Annotated in this window: 13 protein-coding genes and 1 rRNA gene; 8 read left to right on the top strand and 6 right to left on the bottom strand. The window is 70.7% G+C overall.

Going from position 1 to position 17308, the window contains the following annotated elements; all coding sequences use genetic code 11:
• Positions 1 to 83: 83 nt before the first annotated feature.
• The 7 genes from ACZ4EF_RS19485 (at position 84) to ACZ4EF_RS19455 (ending at position 10014) form a co-directional block, all read left to right on the top strand.
• Positions 84 to 941, top strand: coding sequence for a DUF8175 domain-containg protein (locus ACZ4EF_RS19485; protein WP_467505608.1), 858 nt, complete (start codon positions 84 to 86; stop codon positions 939 to 941).
• Positions 931 to 2292 carry a hypothetical protein gene (locus ACZ4EF_RS19480; RefSeq protein WP_467505606.1) on the top strand — a complete coding sequence of 454 codons (1362 nt, stop codon included), beginning with the start codon at positions 931 to 933 and terminating at the stop codon, positions 2290 to 2292. Before ACZ4EF_RS19485 ends, ACZ4EF_RS19480 begins: the two co-directional genes overlap by 11 nt.
• Complete coding sequence (locus ACZ4EF_RS19475) at positions 2289 to 3833, top strand: SCO6880 family protein (protein WP_188285554.1); 1545 nt, start codon at positions 2289 to 2291, stop codon at positions 3831 to 3833. The genes ACZ4EF_RS19480 and ACZ4EF_RS19475 overlap by 4 nt, the downstream gene beginning before the upstream one ends.
• Positions 3834 to 3865: 32 nt before the next feature.
• The gene (locus tag ACZ4EF_RS19470; RefSeq protein WP_188285564.1) at positions 3866 to 5293 is read left to right on the top strand and encodes an ATP-binding protein; all 1428 of its coding nucleotides are present in this window, start codon (positions 3866 to 3868) and stop codon (positions 5291 to 5293) included.
• Between the two features lie 13 nt (positions 5294 to 5306).
• A complete protein-coding gene (locus tag ACZ4EF_RS19465; protein WP_467505604.1) occupies positions 5307 to 6989 on the top strand; it encodes a type IV secretory system conjugative DNA transfer family protein in 1683 nt (560 codons plus the stop codon).
• 467 nt (positions 6990 to 7456) lie between these two features.
• Positions 7457 to 8884 (top strand): hypothetical protein, encoded by a 1428-nt coding sequence (locus tag ACZ4EF_RS19460; RefSeq protein ID WP_467349518.1) that lies wholly within the window; start codon positions 7457 to 7459, stop codon positions 8882 to 8884.
• Positions 8881 to 10014, top strand: coding sequence for an ARPP-2 domain-containing protein (locus ACZ4EF_RS19455; RefSeq protein WP_467505602.1), 1134 nt, complete (start codon positions 8881 to 8883; stop codon positions 10012 to 10014). Before ACZ4EF_RS19460 ends, ACZ4EF_RS19455 begins: the two co-directional genes overlap by 4 nt.
• Before the next feature lie 79 nt (positions 10015 to 10093).
• On the opposite strand, the gene ACZ4EF_RS19450 is transcribed toward ACZ4EF_RS19455, so the two are convergent.
• The 4 genes from ACZ4EF_RS19450 to ACZ4EF_RS19435 all read right to left on the bottom strand — a co-directional run bounded on the left by ACZ4EF_RS19450 (position 10094) and on the right by ACZ4EF_RS19435 (position 15060).
• On the bottom strand, positions 10094 to 11212 hold the full coding sequence (locus ACZ4EF_RS19450) for a LacI family DNA-binding transcriptional regulator (protein ID WP_391164012.1): 1119 nt from the start codon (positions 11210 to 11212) through the stop codon (positions 10094 to 10096).
• Positions 11213 to 11482: 270 nt separating this feature from the next.
• Positions 11483 to 13135 (bottom strand): extracellular solute-binding protein, encoded by a 1653-nt coding sequence (locus tag ACZ4EF_RS19445; RefSeq protein WP_355341804.1) that lies wholly within the window; start codon positions 13133 to 13135, stop codon positions 11483 to 11485.
• A 105-nt stretch (positions 13136 to 13240) separates the two neighbouring features.
• Positions 13241 to 14104, bottom strand: coding sequence for a carbohydrate ABC transporter permease (locus ACZ4EF_RS19440; protein WP_355341801.1), 864 nt, complete (start codon positions 14102 to 14104; stop codon positions 13241 to 13243).
• A gap of 101 nt (positions 14105 to 14205) precedes the next feature.
• Positions 14206 to 15060 (bottom strand): ABC transporter permease, encoded by an 855-nt coding sequence (locus ACZ4EF_RS19435; protein ID WP_188285565.1) that lies wholly within the window; start codon positions 15058 to 15060, stop codon positions 14206 to 14208.
• Between the two features lie 446 nt (positions 15061 to 15506).
• Here ACZ4EF_RS19435 and ACZ4EF_RS19430 point away from each other — a divergent pair, with 446 nt between their 5' ends.
• Entirely contained in the window at positions 15507 to 16508 is a 1002-nt protein-coding gene (locus ACZ4EF_RS19430; protein ID WP_467505599.1) for a hydroxyacid dehydrogenase, read from the top strand.
• A 108-nt stretch (positions 16509 to 16616) separates the two neighbouring features.
• Here ACZ4EF_RS19430 and ACZ4EF_RS19425 read toward each other — a convergent pair whose 3' ends face one another.
• Together ACZ4EF_RS19425 and rrf are read right to left on the bottom strand one after the other, a co-directional pair.
• A complete protein-coding gene (locus ACZ4EF_RS19425; RefSeq protein WP_401856770.1) occupies positions 16617 to 17150 on the bottom strand; it encodes a GNAT family N-acetyltransferase in 534 nt (177 codons plus the stop codon).
• Positions 17151 to 17220: 70 nt separating this feature from the next.
• A 5S ribosomal RNA gene (gene rrf / locus ACZ4EF_RS19420) occupies positions 17221 to 17308 on the bottom strand; the annotation flags it as partial.

The raw sequence follows: 17308 nt of genomic DNA, 5'->3' as shown, positions 1-17308 counted from the left end.
ACTCAACCAAGCAGCGGTGCCGTCCGTGCCACACGCCGCTCCGGCGTGCCCGCGGCACGGGCGCCCCAGGGGGCGAAGGCACGATGAGCCTCGGCCAGGACGGACCCCCGACCAGGACCCGGATGCCGGAGGGCCACGGCGGCCACGGAGGCGGTGCCCGCCGCCCCCAGCCCCGGCGCGCCCTGGTCACCGTCGTCAGCATCATCGCCCTCCTCGTCGCGGCCCTGGCCTTCGCCAACCGCGGCTCCCACCCGTCCTCCTCCGGCTCCGCCAACAACGGCACGGCGGCCGGTTCCGGCGCCACCGCCGGCTCCAGCGGCGGTGGCGGGGGCGGGGGCAAGACCGGCACGGACGCCCCGACCGCCCCCTCCGGCCAGAAGCCGGTCACCGGCAAGAGCGGCGGCATCCCCTCCGGCTTCGCGCACAGCGGGGAGGGGGCGCAGTCGGCGGCGGCGAACTACGCCGTGGCGATGGGCGGGGTCGAGATGTTCACCGCCGACTCCCGTCAGCACATCGTGGACACCATCTACACGCCGACCGCCGCCGCCAAGCTCAAGGGCCCGCTGGACCAGGCCTACTCGGCGGACTTCCTCGCCAAGCTGGGCCTGGACGCGAGCGGCAAGGCGCCACAAGGCAAGACCTTCATCTCCCGCACCGTCCCCGTGGGCACCAAGACCGAGTCGTACACCGCGGACACCGCGCGGGTGTCGGTCTGGTACATGGCACTGATCGGCATGGCGGGCACCGGCTCCACCGACCCGGTCCGTACCGACTGGATGACCTGGACCTTCACGCTCACGTGGTCCGGCAACGACTGGAAGATCGCATCCGATGCGCAGACGTCGGGTCCGGCCCCCGTACCTGGTGATGTGCCCGCGGCGAGTGCCCCGGACATCACCAAGGCGGTCGAGGAGTACGGAGGGTTCACCTATGCCCGCTAACCGAGGTCTGCGCGTGACCGCGCGCATGGCCGTCCTGACCGGTCTGCCAGCGGGCCTGGTCCTGTTGGCCGGCCGGGCCATGGCCGCCCCGCCGGCGCCCAGCACGACCGCCCCGACCCCCAGCAGGGACTCGTGCGCCCTGCTGATCGGCCCGGCCAAGTCGTACTGCGAGAACGGCGCGCCCTCCACCTCCACCAAGGGCGGGACCGACTCCAGCACCACGCTCGACCCGCTCACGTCCCTCGGGCGGGGCTGCGCCGACGCCGCCGCGTGGACGATCGACAAGCTGTCCCAGGCGGTGACGAAGACGACGCAGGTCGACTTCACGAACACCGCGTTTCTGCGGCAGTACGCGGTGGTGTTCGCGGCGTCGACGATTCTGACGCTGGTGCTGTGGCTGCTGGCGGTGGCGAAGCGGGCGGTGCGCGGGGTGCCGTTGACGGAGGCGCTGACGGAGGCCGTCGGGTTTCTGTGGCTGACGGTCCTGGCGTCGGCGTTCACACCGCTCGTGCTGTACACGGTGGTGACGGCGACGGACGCGGTCACGGAGGTGATCTCGTCGGGGACGTCGTCGAACACGGATGTGTTCTTCGGGTCGTTCTCGGGGGCGCTGACGAAGGGCAAGGACATCGGCGGCGGCCCGATCATGCTGATCGTGGTGTCGATGGTGTCGATCCTGGCCGCCGGTGTGCTCTGGCTCGAACTGGTGATCAGGGCGGCCCTGCTGTACGTGGGGGCGCTGCTGGGCACCGCGGTCTACGCGGGTCTGGTGGACAAGAACATGTGGGGCCACGTGCGCCGCTGGGCCGGGATCATGATCGCGGTGATCCTGGTGAAGCCGGTGATCGTGATCGTGCTGGGTCTGGCCGGGGCGCTGTCGTCGTCCAAGGACGGGCCTGACGCGTTCTCAGCGGTGGTGTCCGGCCTGTCGATCATCCTGCTGGCGATCTTCGCGAGCGCGATGATCTACCGCTTCGTGCCCGGCTTCGGCGACGACGTGGTGAATCTGCGGAACAACCGCAAGGCCAGTGGCCAGAGCCAGGCCGCCGCGGTGATCTCGTCGCCCGCGGCGCTGGTGCGGCAGGGCATCAACACGCACAGCGCGCGCGGCGGCCCGCAGGAGCAGGCGCAGGGCGGCGGCTCGCAGCCGTCGAACCCGGTGGCGGGCGGGGTGGCCGCGCACAGCAGCCGTACCGGCAATCCGGGACCGTCCGGCGGGAGCGGCGGCTCCGGCGGTGGCTCACGTACCGGTGGCAACGGCTTCGGGGGCGGAAACTTCGGCTCGAACTTCGGCAGAGGCTCGGGCTCAGGATCGAACAACGGCAATTCGCAGGGAGGTGATCGCCGGTGACGACCCAGCCCTTCACCCAGCCGCGCCGTACGTATCTGATCGGCAAGGCCCGGCCCAACGCGATCGTGGGCAAGAACCGGGAGACCGGCGAGATCGCGCTAATCGTGGCCGGAGCGGGCCTCGGCATGCTGTGCGGCCTGCTGGTCCCGGTGCTGCTGCTGCGCATCGTCGGCCTGGTCGGCTGGCCGATGCTGGCCCTGGCCGCGGTGTACATGCCGTACCGGCGGCGCACGTTCTACCGCTGGTTCGAGATCAACCGCACCTTCCGCCGTACGCTGCGGGTCTCACCCACCTACCGGTCGGGGATCGAGGAGGCCGGGATCGGGCTCGACGGGCGCGAGGTCGAGGTCGGGCCGCCGCCGGGGATCGGGCGGATCAGTTGGCTGGCGGCGCCGTTCGGGCCCGACGAGATCGCGGTGCTGCTGCACGTCGACCGGCGTACGGTGACGGCCGCCATCGAGATCGAGGGACCCGGCGTCGGGCTGCGCGACAGCGAGGACCAGGAAGCCCTGGTCGAGCGGTTCGGCACTCTGCTGAAGCATGTGGCCAACGGCGACGGCTTCGTGACCCGGCTTCAGATGCTCGCCCGCACCCTGCCCGCCGACCCTGACGCCCACGCCAAGGACGTCGCCCAGCGCGGCGACCCGGCGGCAGAGAACTGGCTCAAGGACTCCTACGACCAGCTCCAGTCCATGGTGTCGACCTCCTCCGAGCAGCACCGCGCGTATCTGGTGGCGTGCATGCACTTCACGCGCGAACTGGCCGCCGAGGGCAACGCGATGGCACGCGCCACCTCGGGCCGCGGCGTGAAGGTCGACAAGGACGCGGGACTCGCCGCGGTGATGGCCCGTGAGCTCAACGACATCTGCGCCCGTCTCGCCGAGGCCGACATCCGCGTCAGGCAGCCGCTGGGCCAGGCCAGGCTGTCGTCGCTGGTGCACTCGATGTACGACCCGGACCACCCCATCGACCACATCCAGGCGATGACCCGCCGCAACGCCTGGCCGGCCGAGCTGGACGCGACCGAGCCGACGTACTTGCAGGCCAAGACCCGTGAGTCGTCGACCCGCGCACCCTGGAACCACTCCACCGCGTGGGTCAAGGAGTGGCCCATGACGCCGGTCGGGGTGAACTTCCTGGCGCCGCTGCTGGTGCACACCCCTGATGTGATCCGTACGGTCGCGGTCACCATGGACCTCGAACCCACCGATGTGGCCATCGAGCGGATGCTGACCGAGAAGACCAACGACGACGCCGACGCCAGCCGCGCCGCGAAGATGAACCGGGTCGTGGACCCGCGCGACGTCGCCCACCACGGGCGGATCGACCAGCGCGGCGAGGACCTGGCGAGCGGCGCCGCCGGCGTCAACCTCGTCGGCTACATCACGGTGTCCTCGCGCTCCCCGGAAGCGCTGGCGCGCGACAAGCGCACCATTCGCGCTTCCGCCGGTAAGTCGTATTTGAAGCTTGAGTGGTGCGATCGTGAGCACCACCGGGCATTCGTTAATACGTTGCCGTTCGCGACCGGCATCCGCCGCTAGTCCGCCCGTACGAGGAGGCCACCGCCATGCCCATGCTGGACCCTCTTGCGGCGCTCACGGACGCCTTCACGAGCTTCCTGTTCGGCCGGGTCGAGTCGACGCGGCTGCCGGTGCGCACCTCCACCGGCCAGGCCCAGGCGGTGTACCTGCCCACCGCCGCCCCCGGCCTCGGCGACTCCGGCGTCATCATCGGCCGCGAGGTGTATTCGGGCAAGGGCTACATCTACGACCCCTTCCAGCTCTACGGCCAGCAGCTGCCAGCCCCGCACTGGCTGGTCCTCGGCGAGTCCGGCAACGGCAAGTCGGCGTTGGAGAAGACCTACGTGCTGCGCCAGCTCCGCTTCCGCGACCGGCAGGTCGTGGTGCTCGACGCGCAGGGCGAGGACGGCGTCGGCGAGTGGAACCTCATCGCGAAGTCGCTGGGATTAACTCCCATCCGGCTGGACCCGATGGCCGCGCTGGACGGCGGCATCAAGCTCAATCCCCTGGACCCGGCGATCACCCTCACCGGTCAGCTCGCGCTGCTCCGGACGATCATCGAGGTCGCGATGGGCCGCGGTCTCGACGAGCGGTCCGGCTTCGCGCTGAAGGTCGCGCACGCCTATGTGATCGAGACGATCACCGACCGGCAGCCGATCCTCACCGACATCGTGGAACGGCTGCGGCACCCGCTGGAGGAGTCGGCGGAGGCCATGAACGTCGACCTGGACGACGTCCGCGCCTGGGGCCTGGACGTGGCCCTGGTGCTCGACCGGCTGGTCGACGGTGACCTGCGGGGCATGTTCGACGGGCCCACGACCGTCGGCATCGACCTGGACGCGCCGCTGATCGTCTTCGACCTCTCCCACATCGACCGCAACTCGATCGCGATGCCGATCCTGATGGCGATCGTCGGTGTGTGGCTGGAGCACACCTGGATCAGGCCCGACCGGAAGAAACGCATCTTCCTGGTCGAGGAGGCCTGGCACATCATCAACTCGCCCTTCGTGGCCCAGCTCTTCCAGCGGCTGCTGAAGTTCGGCCGCCGCCTGGGCCTGTCCTTCGTCGCCGTCGTCCACCACCTCTCGGACGTCGTTGACGGGGCCGCGGCGAAGGAAGCCGCCGCCATCTTGAAGATGGCCTCCACCCGCACCATCTACGCCCAGAAGGCCGACGAGGCGCGCGCCACCGGGCGGGTGCTCGGCCTGCCGCGTTGGGCGGTGGAGATCATCCCGACGCTCACCCCCGGCATCGCCGTCTGGGACGTCAACGGCAATGTGCAGGTCGTCAAGCACCTGATCACCGAGGCGGAACGGCCCCTGGTCTTCACCGACCGCGCGATGACCGAGACCTCCCTGGAGCACGAAGCGGAGGTCGAGGCCGAAGCGGCGTCGGAGGCGGAGGCCGAGGCCCGTGCCGAGGCACACGCCGCCGCCGAGGTGGCGCTGGCCAAGCAGTTGGCCGACGACGCGGTGGCATGAGAGGTGGGGTGACATGGCCGGGAGGAAACGCGAGTCCTCTGGGGGCCTGCCGGACGGCCTGATCGTCGGCGTCCTCGGCTTCCTGCTGGGCGTGACGCTGCTGGTGTGGACGGCCACCGGCATCGCGGGGGTCCTCTCGCACGGCGGCTGGCCCGCCGAGGTGCACTTCACCCGCACCCCCCAGGCCATGCGGCACCTGATCGCGGAACCGCACGACGTTGCCGCGGCCTGGCCCGACTCGCCTCCCGGCCAACTGCCCGGCTCCGGGCTGTTCTGGGGCATCTTCATCAGCCAGTTCATGGTGCTGTTCGTCCTGACCGTCTTCGTGCTGAACGCGGTGGCCCGTACCCGCGCCCGCCTCAGGGCACCCCGCCAGGCCCCGCCCGCCCCGGCCCCTGGGACGGCGCCCGCGCCGGTGGAGCGCGCCCCGCTGCCCTCGCCGCGCCGCCGCCGCGGCCAGCCGGTCGGGTCCAAGGCCGCGGGCGACGACGGCCTGGACGCCTGGTTCCGCTCCGTGCCGGGCGCGGCGGGCCCGCGCGAGGACGCGCCCACCACGGTCTTCGAGCCGATCCCCGCCACGGCCACCGAAGCGACCGGGCCCACCGCCGCCGGAGCCACCGGCACCATGGCCGCAGCCCAGATCCCGCACCCCGTCGCCGACCCACTGCCCGGCGGTGAAGTCACCCGCACCTATGCCCTGTTCGCCAGCCCGCGCGGCGACAAGTCCAAGCGCATCGTGCAGCCCGCCGTCCTGGCCGCCGCGGGACCCGCCGTGGTCACCACCGCGGACCCGGACACCTATCAGCAGACCGTCGGCAACCGCAGCAAGCTCGGTCCCGTCCACGTCTACGATCCGGCGCACCTCCTCGATGTGCCCGGCCGGCTGCGGTGGGCGCCGCACGGCGGCTGCGAGCGACCGGAGACCGCCGGGATACGCGCGGGCGCACTGCTGGCGCCACTGCGGCCCGCACGCGCCGACGAGGCCATCGTCCACGACACCGCCGTGACACTGCTGCGCTGCTGGCTGCACGCGGCGGCCCTGGACGGCGGGCCATTCCGCCAGGTGCAGCGCTGGGCGGCGAGCGGTTCAGCGGCCGGTGAGGCGGTGCGGATCCTGCGTACCGACACCGAGGCCGCCTCCGGCTGGAGCGGCGAACTGGAGTCGGTGCTGCACGCCCACCCCGAACGCCGGGACGCGGCGCAGGCGTTGATCCGCCAGACCCTCGAACCGCTGAACGCGGTACACATCCGCGACGCCTGCAATCCACCGCGCTCAGGTGGCCTCGACATGGAGTCATTCGTCGCGGAAAGGGGCACACTTTACGTAGTGGGTGAGCGCATCGAGGATCCGCGGACCCACTTGGGTGCGATGCCCCTGCTCACCGCACTCGTCTCCAGCGTGGTCGAGCACGGCCGGCGCATGGCCGCAACGTCATCCGCCGGTCGGCTCGACCCACCACTGACCTTCGTCCTGGACGACGTCGCCGCGCTGGCCCCGCTCCCGGGCCTGTCGGACCTGCTGAGCACCGGTCACCACTCCGGTCTGCCCACCCTCGCCGTCCTGCGCTCCCCCGAACAGGCGCTCGCGCGCTGGCACGCGCCGCTGTGGCAGCACGCCGACATGCGCCTGGCCCTGGGCGATGAGACGGCCGACACGCTCCCGCCGTCGATCCCGGACGCGGTCCGCATCCGCTGATTCCGCGCGCGGGCGCCCGGCCGCACGCCCGCGCCCACGCGCCCGCCCGCGTGTGCGCACACGCGGGCGAGAACGCACGGGAGAGAGGCCCCCGGCGGGAACGCGGGCGCGGCGCCCGCCCGCCCGGCCGGTTCGCGCCCCTGATTCCTCTGCTCCCTGTTGAGTTGTCAATGTCCGCTTGTCACTGATCATCAGTATCCGCTCCACGCCGTCCTCGTGGGGCAACTGATTTCCAGCCTGTGGATAACTCATTCGCCGAAAGTCGCCCTGTGGAAAACTCCGCGAGCGAATCCGCCGACCCTGTTACCGTTCGAGAGTCGACCGCGGGACTCCGTCGCGACTTCCGGAACCTGCCTCTGAAGCAATGATTCGCAGCTCGCGCCCTCATTCCCCGGTCGACGCCGAACACCTCGAACACACCAGTACTCGACGCCCCAACACACCTACGCGAGAACAGGAGTCACCTCATGCAGCCAGAAGGACTGATCGCCGCCGAGGACGTCCTCCTGTTCGCCAATGCCGCGACCACCTCCACCGCCCAACGCGAATTCCACTCCGACGCCGACACCCAGCACCTCTCGCTCGACTTCCTGCACGCGTACATGCTGGGCAACTACCGTGATCTGTACGCCGCCGCGCTCGCCCTCGACATCAACGACCACAACGCCGCCCTGATCATCCGCCGACTGCTGGAGAGCGCCACCGAAGCGACCCCCGAACAGCGCCGCACCGAAGGCCGGTTGATCGCCCGACGGCTGACCGCACTGCCCCCGCAGCGGGTCTACGCCCTCTTCGCCGCGCTGCGCCGGGCCAAGGTCAACAACCGCCGCACCCGCGCGATCATGCGGGACTGGCTGGCCGCCCGCCCCGACCCGGCGTTCGACGCCGTCAAGTACCGGACCGGGGTGAAGACGGCGCTGCGGCACGCCCACCTGCCCGCACGAGAAGCCGAGTTGGGTGACTTCCTGTTCGCCCCGCGCCGCCGCACGCGCTACGGGACGCCGCTGCTGGAGACCTGGCGCCGCGCGCACTACGAGCAGGCGGCGGTCTACGAGCTGCCGTTCACCGTCGCGGAGGGCTTCGCGGCCCGGCACGGCATCGCGCGCGCGGCTTTCCTGGAGCGGATCGCGCCGCGGATGACCCGGCTCGAACGGCTCCGTTTCCAGGACTCGGCGCGCCGCCACGGCGCGACCGCCGTCCGGACCGACCTGACGCGGATGCCGCTGACCCGGCTTGCCTCGTACGTCCTCGGGCTGTCCCTGGACGAACGAGCCGGGCGGCGGGCGGAGTTGACAGCGGCGCTGCGGGCCGCCGCGCGCCGGGCCGCGCGCGGCGAGCGCGGCTGGGGCCGGGTCGCGGCAGTCCTGGACGACAGCTTCTCCTCCTACGGCTCCGGCCAGAAGCGGCGCCGCCCGCTCGCGGTGGCGCTCGCAGCCCACCACCTGTTGGAGGCACTCGCCGACTCGTACACACCCCTGTGGACATCGGGACGGAGCGATCCGCTGCTGGCGTTCCCGCATGGGGCGACCCCGCTCGGCGAGCGGATTCTGGACGCGCTGGAGACCGGCGCGGACCGGTTGCTGATCATCTCCGACGGCTGGGACAACGCACCGCCGGGGCTGGCCGCCGAGGTGCTGCGCGTATGGCGGACCCGGCTCGACCCGGACGGGCGGGTCACCGTCGTACACCTCAACCCCGTGTACGACGCGGACGACTTCGACGTGCGCCGCCTGGCCCCGACCGTACCCACCGCGGGCATCCGCGACGCCGAGGATCTGCCGTCGCTGGTCGGCCTGGCGCGGTTCGCCACCGGCCGCACCGGCCTGCCTGAGCTGCGCGCCCACCTGGACAGCCGTATCACCGCGTTCCTGACCGCACCCGAGGAGGCCCGATGACTGCCACCGGCCCCCTCCGCCTCGACCTGGCCGGACTCACCACGCGCCCTTCGCAGGTCTGGGGCGGCATCCGCCTCGTCCCGCTGGTCCGCGCCGAACCGCTGCCGGGCCTGCGGCTGCACGCCGAGCTGTACGGGGACGGCATCGGTGTGGTGACGGTCGCGCCACGCATCACCTACACCTCGTACATCCCGCACGGCTTCGTCGCCGACTGGGGCGCGGACAGCGGTCATGCGGGCGCCGCGGCGGCGTACGGGACACAGTTGCGCGGCGACCGGGACGCCGAGCCCGTGACCGCGATGCCGCTGCGCATCCACCGCCGGATGGCACGCCGAGAGGCCAAGCACCGACTGCGGTTCCTGCCGCTGCACCTCGCGCTCGACGGTTATCTGGCGCTGCACTTCGGCGGCCCGACCATCGCGTGGGAGGAGTGGTCGCAGCGGGCGCTGCGGCAGGGCCTGTCGCCTCGGGTGGAGGAGGCGTACATCGGCGTGACCGTGCGCGGGCTCGGTGACGCGCTGAAGGTGTTCGAGATACACCCGGGCCAGTGCGGGGTGCTGCTCTACGCGGCCGACGCCCTCGCCGCGGCCTTCGTCGTACCGCACCCGGAGGACTACCGGGCGCTGCACGCCACGCTCGTCCAGGACCTGTACGGGGAACTCATCTACCAATACGCCCTGTTGAGCGCGGCCGTGCCGGACTTCGTGCCGAGGATCGACGAGACGCGGGTGCGGACGACGGCGGATCTGCGAGCGGCGGTGGCCGCGGAACAGCGGGCGTGGGCGGAATTCCACGACGGGACGATGGCGGCGGGGCTGCTGAATACCGAGTACGCGACGCGGAAGGTGTACCGGGCGGGCGGGTTCACGCTGTCGCGATTCATACCGGCCTTTCGGCCCCGCGAGGAGAACCACATAGGTGAGGTCATCACCGCGGCGGACGGTCGGCTCGCGTATCTGAAGACCTTTCGTCTGTCCGAGACGCAGATTCGGCGCGGACACCTGTTGGAACGGCTGGCAGCGCACGACTGGCACCTGGGCCGGACGGCGGAGGAATTCGGGCTGGACGAGAGGGAATTCGCTTCGCGCCTGCGGGCGGCGGGATTCGGTTCACTGCTCCGCCAGGGATGAGGACGCCTCTGCGGAGGGCCGCCTCCGAGAAGAACTCGGGGACCGCCCACCGCGGGAGCGAACGCGAAGGACCGCGCTCCTAAAGCGCCGACTCCTCCGCCGTGAGCCGTCGCACGGACTCCCGCAGGACGATGTGGGTGCCCAGGAGATGGCGGGTCTGGGCGGTGCCGCGGGCGGAGCCGGGGAGGCCGGCGTCCTCTTCGGCGAGGGCCAGGCGGACGGCGGCGCGGCCGAGCTCGTAGGAAGGGATGTTGACGGTGGTCAGGGGAGGGTTGAGGTCTTGGGAAACATCGTCGTTGTTGTAGCCGACCACCGAGATGTCCTCGGGGGTGCGGAGCCCGCGCTCGCGCATGGCGGCCATAGCGCCCGCGGCGACCAGATCGTCACCGGCGAAGACCGCGGTGAAGTCGGGGTTGCCGTCGCACCGCACGAGCAGATCTCGCATGGAGTTGTAGCCATTGGTGCGACCGAGGCCGATACCCGCGATCCGCTGGTGCTCCGGCCCGAGCCCGTGGTCGGCCAGCGCACGCTGGTAACCGCGCACGCGCGGCTCGGCCGTGCTGTGCCCCGGCATCGTGCCCAGGTAGAGGATCCGCCGGTGCCCGGCGGACAGCAGGTGGCTGACGGCGGCGTACGCACCGGCCTCGTTGTCGTACTCCACCGCGATGACCGGGGTGTCGGGGCTCGGCGCGGGGCGCCCGCACAGCACGAGCCGGGAGCCCGCGGCGGCGAGCCCGTGCGCGTACTCGGTCAGCCGCACGCGGTACGCCTCGTCCTCGACCGCGCCGCCGACCAGGATCACGATCTCGGCGCGCTGCTCACGCATCATCTGCACCAGCGCCAGCTCGCGCGCCTCGTCACCGCCGTGGCTGCACACCATGCACAGCCGGCCGCGCGCGGCGGCCTCCTGCTCGACGCCCTGGGCGACGGCGGCGAAGAAGTAGCTGTCGACCGACATCATGATCACCGCGACCGTCTTGGGCCCCGTCCCGGCCAGCGCCCGCGCTCGGCCGTCGATCACGTAGTCGAGGTCCTTGACCGCCCGCAGCACCTTGGCGCGCGCGGCGGCCGACGTCGGGTAGTTCCCGGCCAGCGCCCGCGAGACGGTGGCGACCGAGACACCCGCCCGGACGGCGACATCGCGGATGGTGACACGCCGGCTCCCGCCGCCCGCACCCGCCGCGGTCCCCGCACCCATGGGGCTTCCCGCGCCCGGCCCGTTACCCGGCCCCGGCTCTGGTGCAGTCTCCGCCATCCCCGCCATCCGATTCCTCAGCGGCCCGCGGCTCCGGATCCGCGACGGCCAACACGCGACGCAAGGACCGACCCACGGCCCGGCGCCAGGCTCAGCGCAGGGCCGGGTCCCACGCCCGACGCTTCGTTCGACACATCGTTCGACGCGGCGCCCGGCGCCCCCCGCGCTGCCGCCCAGCGTAGTAGTGCGGGGCCGGGCGGCAGGCACAGGGCGTCAGTGGTTGGCCGCGTAATCCGCCGCGTACTCGTCGGCGATCTTGTTCAGGCCGTCGCCGCGCATCTTCTTCACCGCCTCGTCCCACGCGCTCAGCGGCTTGCGCCCGGCCACGATCGCGCCGATCGTGTCGAGCCGGTACTGCCCGATGGTGGCTCCCGACCGGGTGAAAGTCTCCGACTGGAGGCCGAACCGCGGATTGCGTACGAGCATCGGCGCGATCTTCACCTGCCAGGCGTGGCTGCGCTTGACGTCGTCCGGCCGCCCCGGCAGGTAGAGCACCTGCGGCGCGTCGGACAGGTACTTGATCGGAAGATTGACGGTGCTCTCCACCAGACCGAGGTCCGTCGGTATCGGCGAGCCCTCCGCGTCCCGCGTGAAGTGCGTGCCCTCGATGCCGAAGTGCGTCAGCTCGTACTCCTTGGTGCCGAACGGCGCCGCCAAGTAGTCGAGCACCCGCAGGATCAGCTTGATCCGCTCGGGCGCGGCCTTCTTCAGCACCGTGTAGCCGAAGATCCCACGCGCCCGCTCCATGCCGGGCTTGCCACCGCCCGACGGCGTGTACGGCACCGCGCCGTCCAGGACGAAGGCGTCCTTGATGCTCGGGATGCTCGTGGTCAGCGCCCCGAAGCCGTCACCCATCGACGCGACCGTGCCGTTGTAGAAGAGCGTCTTGCAGTCGACGGTGGAGGTGCTGAGCGCGTTCGGCAGGTACGTCCCCGCCTGCCGCAGCTTCAGCATGAACTCCAGGCCCGCCTTGTACTCGTCCGTGCCGTACGCGTCGACGAAGTGCCCGCCGTCGAGCTTCCACTCCTGCGGCGCGCCGAACGCCATCGTGTGCACCGCGAAGCCGAAGCCGGTCTGCTGCGCCGCGCCCAGCGCGTACTTCTTGCCGTGCGTCGCCTCCTTGGCGACGGCCATGAAGTCGTCCGACGTCCAGCCGTCCTTCATGCCGGCCGCGCTGAAGATGTCGTTGTTGATCCACAGCGTGGTGCCGGGCGCGGACCGCTGCACCGGAATGCCGAGGATCCGCCCGCTGATCCGGCCCATGTCCTCCCACGCGTAGGTGGGGATGTTCGCCAGATTCGGGTAGTCCTTGACCGCGTCGCCCGCCAGGTACTCGCTCAGGTCCGCGCACTTGGCCTGCACGAATTGCGCCTCACGGGGCAGTACGTGACCACCGCCGAGGTTGATGACGTCCGGCAGGTCGTTGCCCGCCATCAAGGTGGCCATCTTGTTGTCGTAGTCGGAGTCCGGCACGACCGTGAACTCGATGTTCACCCCCAGCGCCTTGTTGACCGCCGCCCAGAACTTGTTCTCCGACGCGGGCTTCGGCGGCGTCCCGTACGAGATCGTCATCACCTTGATCGTCTCGCCGTTGCCCGGCTTGTCGGCGACCGCGCTGACCAGGTTCTTGGGATACGTCAGATAACCCGGCTGCACCCCGTCCGCCGTCCCCGGCAGATCGGGCGCGGGCCCGCTGACCGGCTTGTACGTCGGCCAGGGTGCGAGCTTCTTGCCCGCGTTGCTCACATCGTGGCCGCCGGACGAGGAGGACGAGCAGGCGGCGAGAACGGATGGGGCGGCCAGAGCGGCGCCACTTGCGGCGATCGAGCGCAGCAGCGTACGCCGCGAGAACGACGAGGTGCTCACGGTCAGTCCTTTCAGGGGTACGGGTGCGATGCGGGTGCGGTGATACGGGTACGGCGGCACGGTCCGCGGTCACGCGGCCACGCGGCCGCTCGGCCCGCGTACGGCTCAGCTCTTGATGGCGCCGGTCAGCACGCCCTTGGTGAAGTACTTCTGGAGGAAGGGGTAGACGACGAGGATCGGCACGGTCGCCACCACCAGCACCGCCATCTGGATCGTCTGGGGCGACGAGACCATCCCCGCCTCGCTGGCCCCGGAGTCCGCGAGCTGCGCGCCCCCGATGACATACGTGCGCAGCACCTGTTGGAGCGGCCAGTGGTCGGAGTTGAGGTAGATCGACGCGTAGAACCAGGCGTTCCAGTACGAGACCGCGTAGAAGAGCCCGACGACCGCGAGGGCCGCCTTGGACAGCGGGAGGACGATCCTGCGCAGGATCAGCCACTCGCCCGCGCCGTCCAGCCGGGCCGCCTCGTACAGCTCCTCGGGGATCGACTGGAAGAAGCCGCGCAGTACGACGAGGTTGAACACATTGATCAGGACGGGCGCGATCAACGACTCGTAGCTGTCGAGCATGTTCAGGCCCTTGACCAGCAGGAAGCCGGGGATCATGCCGGGCGGGAAGAGGAAGGTGAACAGGATCAGCAGCAGGATCGGCTTGCCGCCGAAGACCTGGGGACGGCTGAGCGCGTACGCCAGACCGATCGTGCAGGCGAGGCTGAGGGCCGTGCCGATGATCGTCACACCAGCGCTCACCCACAGCGCGTGGGTGACGATGCTGCCGTCGAAGATCTCCCGGTAGGCGCGCAGGGTGGGGTGTTCCGGCCACAGCACCCAGCCGCCGTTGGCGACCACGTCCTTGTTGGACGCGAAGCTGGTCGACACGATGATCAGGAACGGGACGGTGACCAGCAGGACGACGGCGACCAGGGCCAGCGCCTTGGCCGCCTGAGTGACGGGCTTCGGCTTCTCCATCCACGAAGGACGGACGGGACGGACCGGGCGACTCGAACGACGCGGGCGGACCGAACGGAACGGGCCGGTACGAGGCGTGCGACCGGCGGACTGAACGGCGCTCATCGGTAGACCCCCTGCTCGCCCAGCCGGTGCGCGACCTTGTTGGCGGTGAAGACGAGTACGGCGCCCACGACGCCCTTGAAGAGACCGGCCGCGGCGGCATAGCCGAAGTCGCCGCCGATGATGCCCTTGTAGTAGACGAAGGTGTCGATGATCTCGGCCGCCTCGGGCCCGACCGCGGGCCGTTGGAGCAGCATCTGCTCGAAGCCGACCGACAGGATGTCGCCGAGCCTCATGATCAGCAGAAGAACGATGATCGGCCGCAGCGACGGCAGGGTGACGTGCCAGAATCGCCGCCACGGACCCGCGCCGTCGATCGCCGCGGCCTCGTACTGCTGCTCGTCGACCTGCGACAGCGCGGCGAGGAAGATGATCGTGCCCCAGCCGCAGTCCTTCCAGATCACCTGGGCCACGACCAGCGGCTTGAACGCGTCGGGGTTGCCGATGATGTTCACGGTGTGCAGGTGGGCGTCGCCGAGCACGCTGTTGAGCAGCCCGGTCTCGCCGAGCACCTGCTGGAAGAGGGCCACCACGATGACCCACGACAGGAAGTGCGGCAGATACGCCACGCTCTGCACGAACCGCCGCACGCTGTCGCGGGTCAGGCTGTGCAGCAGCATCGCCAGCGCGATCGGCACGGGGAAGAAGAAGACGAGCTGGAGCAGCGCTATCCACAGGGTGTTGACGACCGCGGCCCAGAAGTCCGGGTCGCCGAACATCCGCTGGAAGTTCGCGAAGCCCACCCACTGGCTGGCCCAGAGCCCGTCGAAGGGCACGTAGTCCTTGAACGCGATGACGTTCCCGACCATCGCGCCGTAGTGGAAGAGCAGGAAGTACGCCACGCCGGGCGCCATCAGCAGGACGAGGGCGGCATCCCGGCGCAGCCGCTTGCGGCGCGAGCCGGGCTCGGGCTTCACACGGTTCGCCCCGCCCCTACGGGCCAGGCGTTTCGCGCGTCTCACGCGTCGTTCGGACGCGCCCACCGCATCGGCGCGGCTGGTGGCGTCCTGTTCGGCAATCGCCATCGCGTCCTCCTCGACGCTTAAGGTGGGACGGAACCTAAACCGGTTACTACGACAGGTCAACCCCTCGCGCAGCCCAAGACGTTGACCTCTGATGGCGTCGGCCCTAATCTCATAGCCAGAGATAGAAACCGATTACACCGTGGTGCGCGGACAGCGGCCCGCACGCACGGCGCCGCACACGCACGACGACGAACATGAACACGAGCAGGACCACGAACACGAGCACGTCACCGTGCACAGACCCACGCAGACCTGCGGACACGTGAGGGGTAGACATGGCGGAGCGTCCGAATCTGGTGCTGGCGATGCGTCCGGACATCCTCGACCTGGTACTTCCGGCCCCCCTGCGCACCCGGCTCGACGCCCTCGCGGCCGTCCACCCCGCCCTCGTCACCGACACCACGACGCCCGCCGCGCGGGCGGCGCTCGCCGACGCCGACGTGCTGCTCACCGGCTGGGGCGCGCCCGCCGTCGACTCCGCCGTCCTGGCCCTCGCACCCCGGCTCGGCGCCGTCATCCACGCCGCCGGCACCGTCAAAGGCCATGTCGGGCCCGAGGTCTGGCAGCGCGGCATCGCCGTCTCGTCGGCGGCCGACGCCAACGCCGGTCCCGTCGTGGACTTCACCATGGCCACGGTCGTCCTCGCCGCCCGCCGCGCGCTCGGCACCGCCGCCGAGTACACCGACGGCCAACTCCTCGGCTACCGCGACCGGCGCGGCGCGGACGGCGCCGTCGTCGGCGTCATCGGCGCCTCCCGCATCGGCCGCGGCGTGATCGCCCGGCTCCTCGCCGCCCCCTCCGACTTCCGCGTCCTGCTCGCCGACCCGTACGTCTCCGCCGCCCAGGCCACAGCTCTCGGCGCGGAACTCGTGGACCTCGACGAGCTGTGCGCGACCTCCGACATCGTGACCGTGCACGCACCCGATCTGCCCGAGACCCACCACCTGCTCGACGCCCGCCGCCTGGCCCTGATGCGCGACGGCGCCTCCGTCATCAACACCGCACGCGGCCGACTGGTCGACACCGCGGCCCTCACCCGCGAATGCGCCGCGGGCCGCCTCGACGCCTACCTCGACGTCACCGACCCCGAACCACTCCCCCGCGGCCACCGGCTGCACAGCCTCCGCAACGTCCTGCTCACCCCGCACATCGCGGGCTGCCAGGGCACGGAGGTCCAACGGCTCGGTGCCTACGCCGTCGACGAGGTCGAGCGCTGGACACGCGACGAGGCGCTCCTGGGAGCCGTGCTGGCGGACGACTTGGCGCGCATCGCGTAAGGCGGCGCGCATCGCGTACGGCGGCGTGCAGCGGTACGGCGGTACGGTGCCGGATTCGTCGTCGTCCGGCGGCGCGGTGCCGGATTCGTCGTCGTCCGGCGGCGCGGCCTAGCGGTCCCTGAAGAGCACCATCTCGTACTCCGTCTCGGACGGGTTCAGCGGATACTTCATCGTCTCGCCGGTGCGGATGAAGCCGAAGCGCTGGTAGAAGGACTCAGCACGGCCGTTGTCCTGGTGGACCCACAGGTACACGCGGTCGGTACGGTCCCAGGCCCAGGCGATGGCGGCGGCGAACAGGCGCTCGGCCAGACCGGTTCCGCGGGTCTCGGGGACCAGATAGACGGCGTTGACGGAAAAGTAGTCGGGGCGCTCCACGACGACGGTGAGCATGCCGACCCAGGCGCCGCCCTGGTGTCCGTCTGTCTCGTCGGGTTTGCGGACCGCGTCACGGTCGATGGCGACGAACTGCTGGGATCCGGCACCGGACGCCCGTCGCTGCCAGACCGTGTCGCTCAGCGCGGCCTCCTCCTCGAAGGTCCGCGCGAAGGCCATGCTGCTGACCGGGTCCTGGAGCGCTGCCAACCGCAGTGCCCGGATCCGCTGCCACTCCGCCGGTACCACCGGCCGTATCTCGTACCGCATCATCCGACGGTACAACGCAAAAAAGCTCGGGTCCTCCGAATTAAATTCGGAGGACCCGAGCTGAAAGATTGTTCGGCGGTGTCCTACTCTCCCACAGGGTCCCCCCTGCAGTACCATCGGCGCTGAAAGGCTTAGCTTCCGGGTTCGGAATGTAACCG

The organism is Streptomyces sp. NPDC025721, from assembly GCF_055558595.1.
Note: the sequence above shows the minus strand (reverse complement) of the source record. Positions and strands in the feature narration are given on the sequence as shown.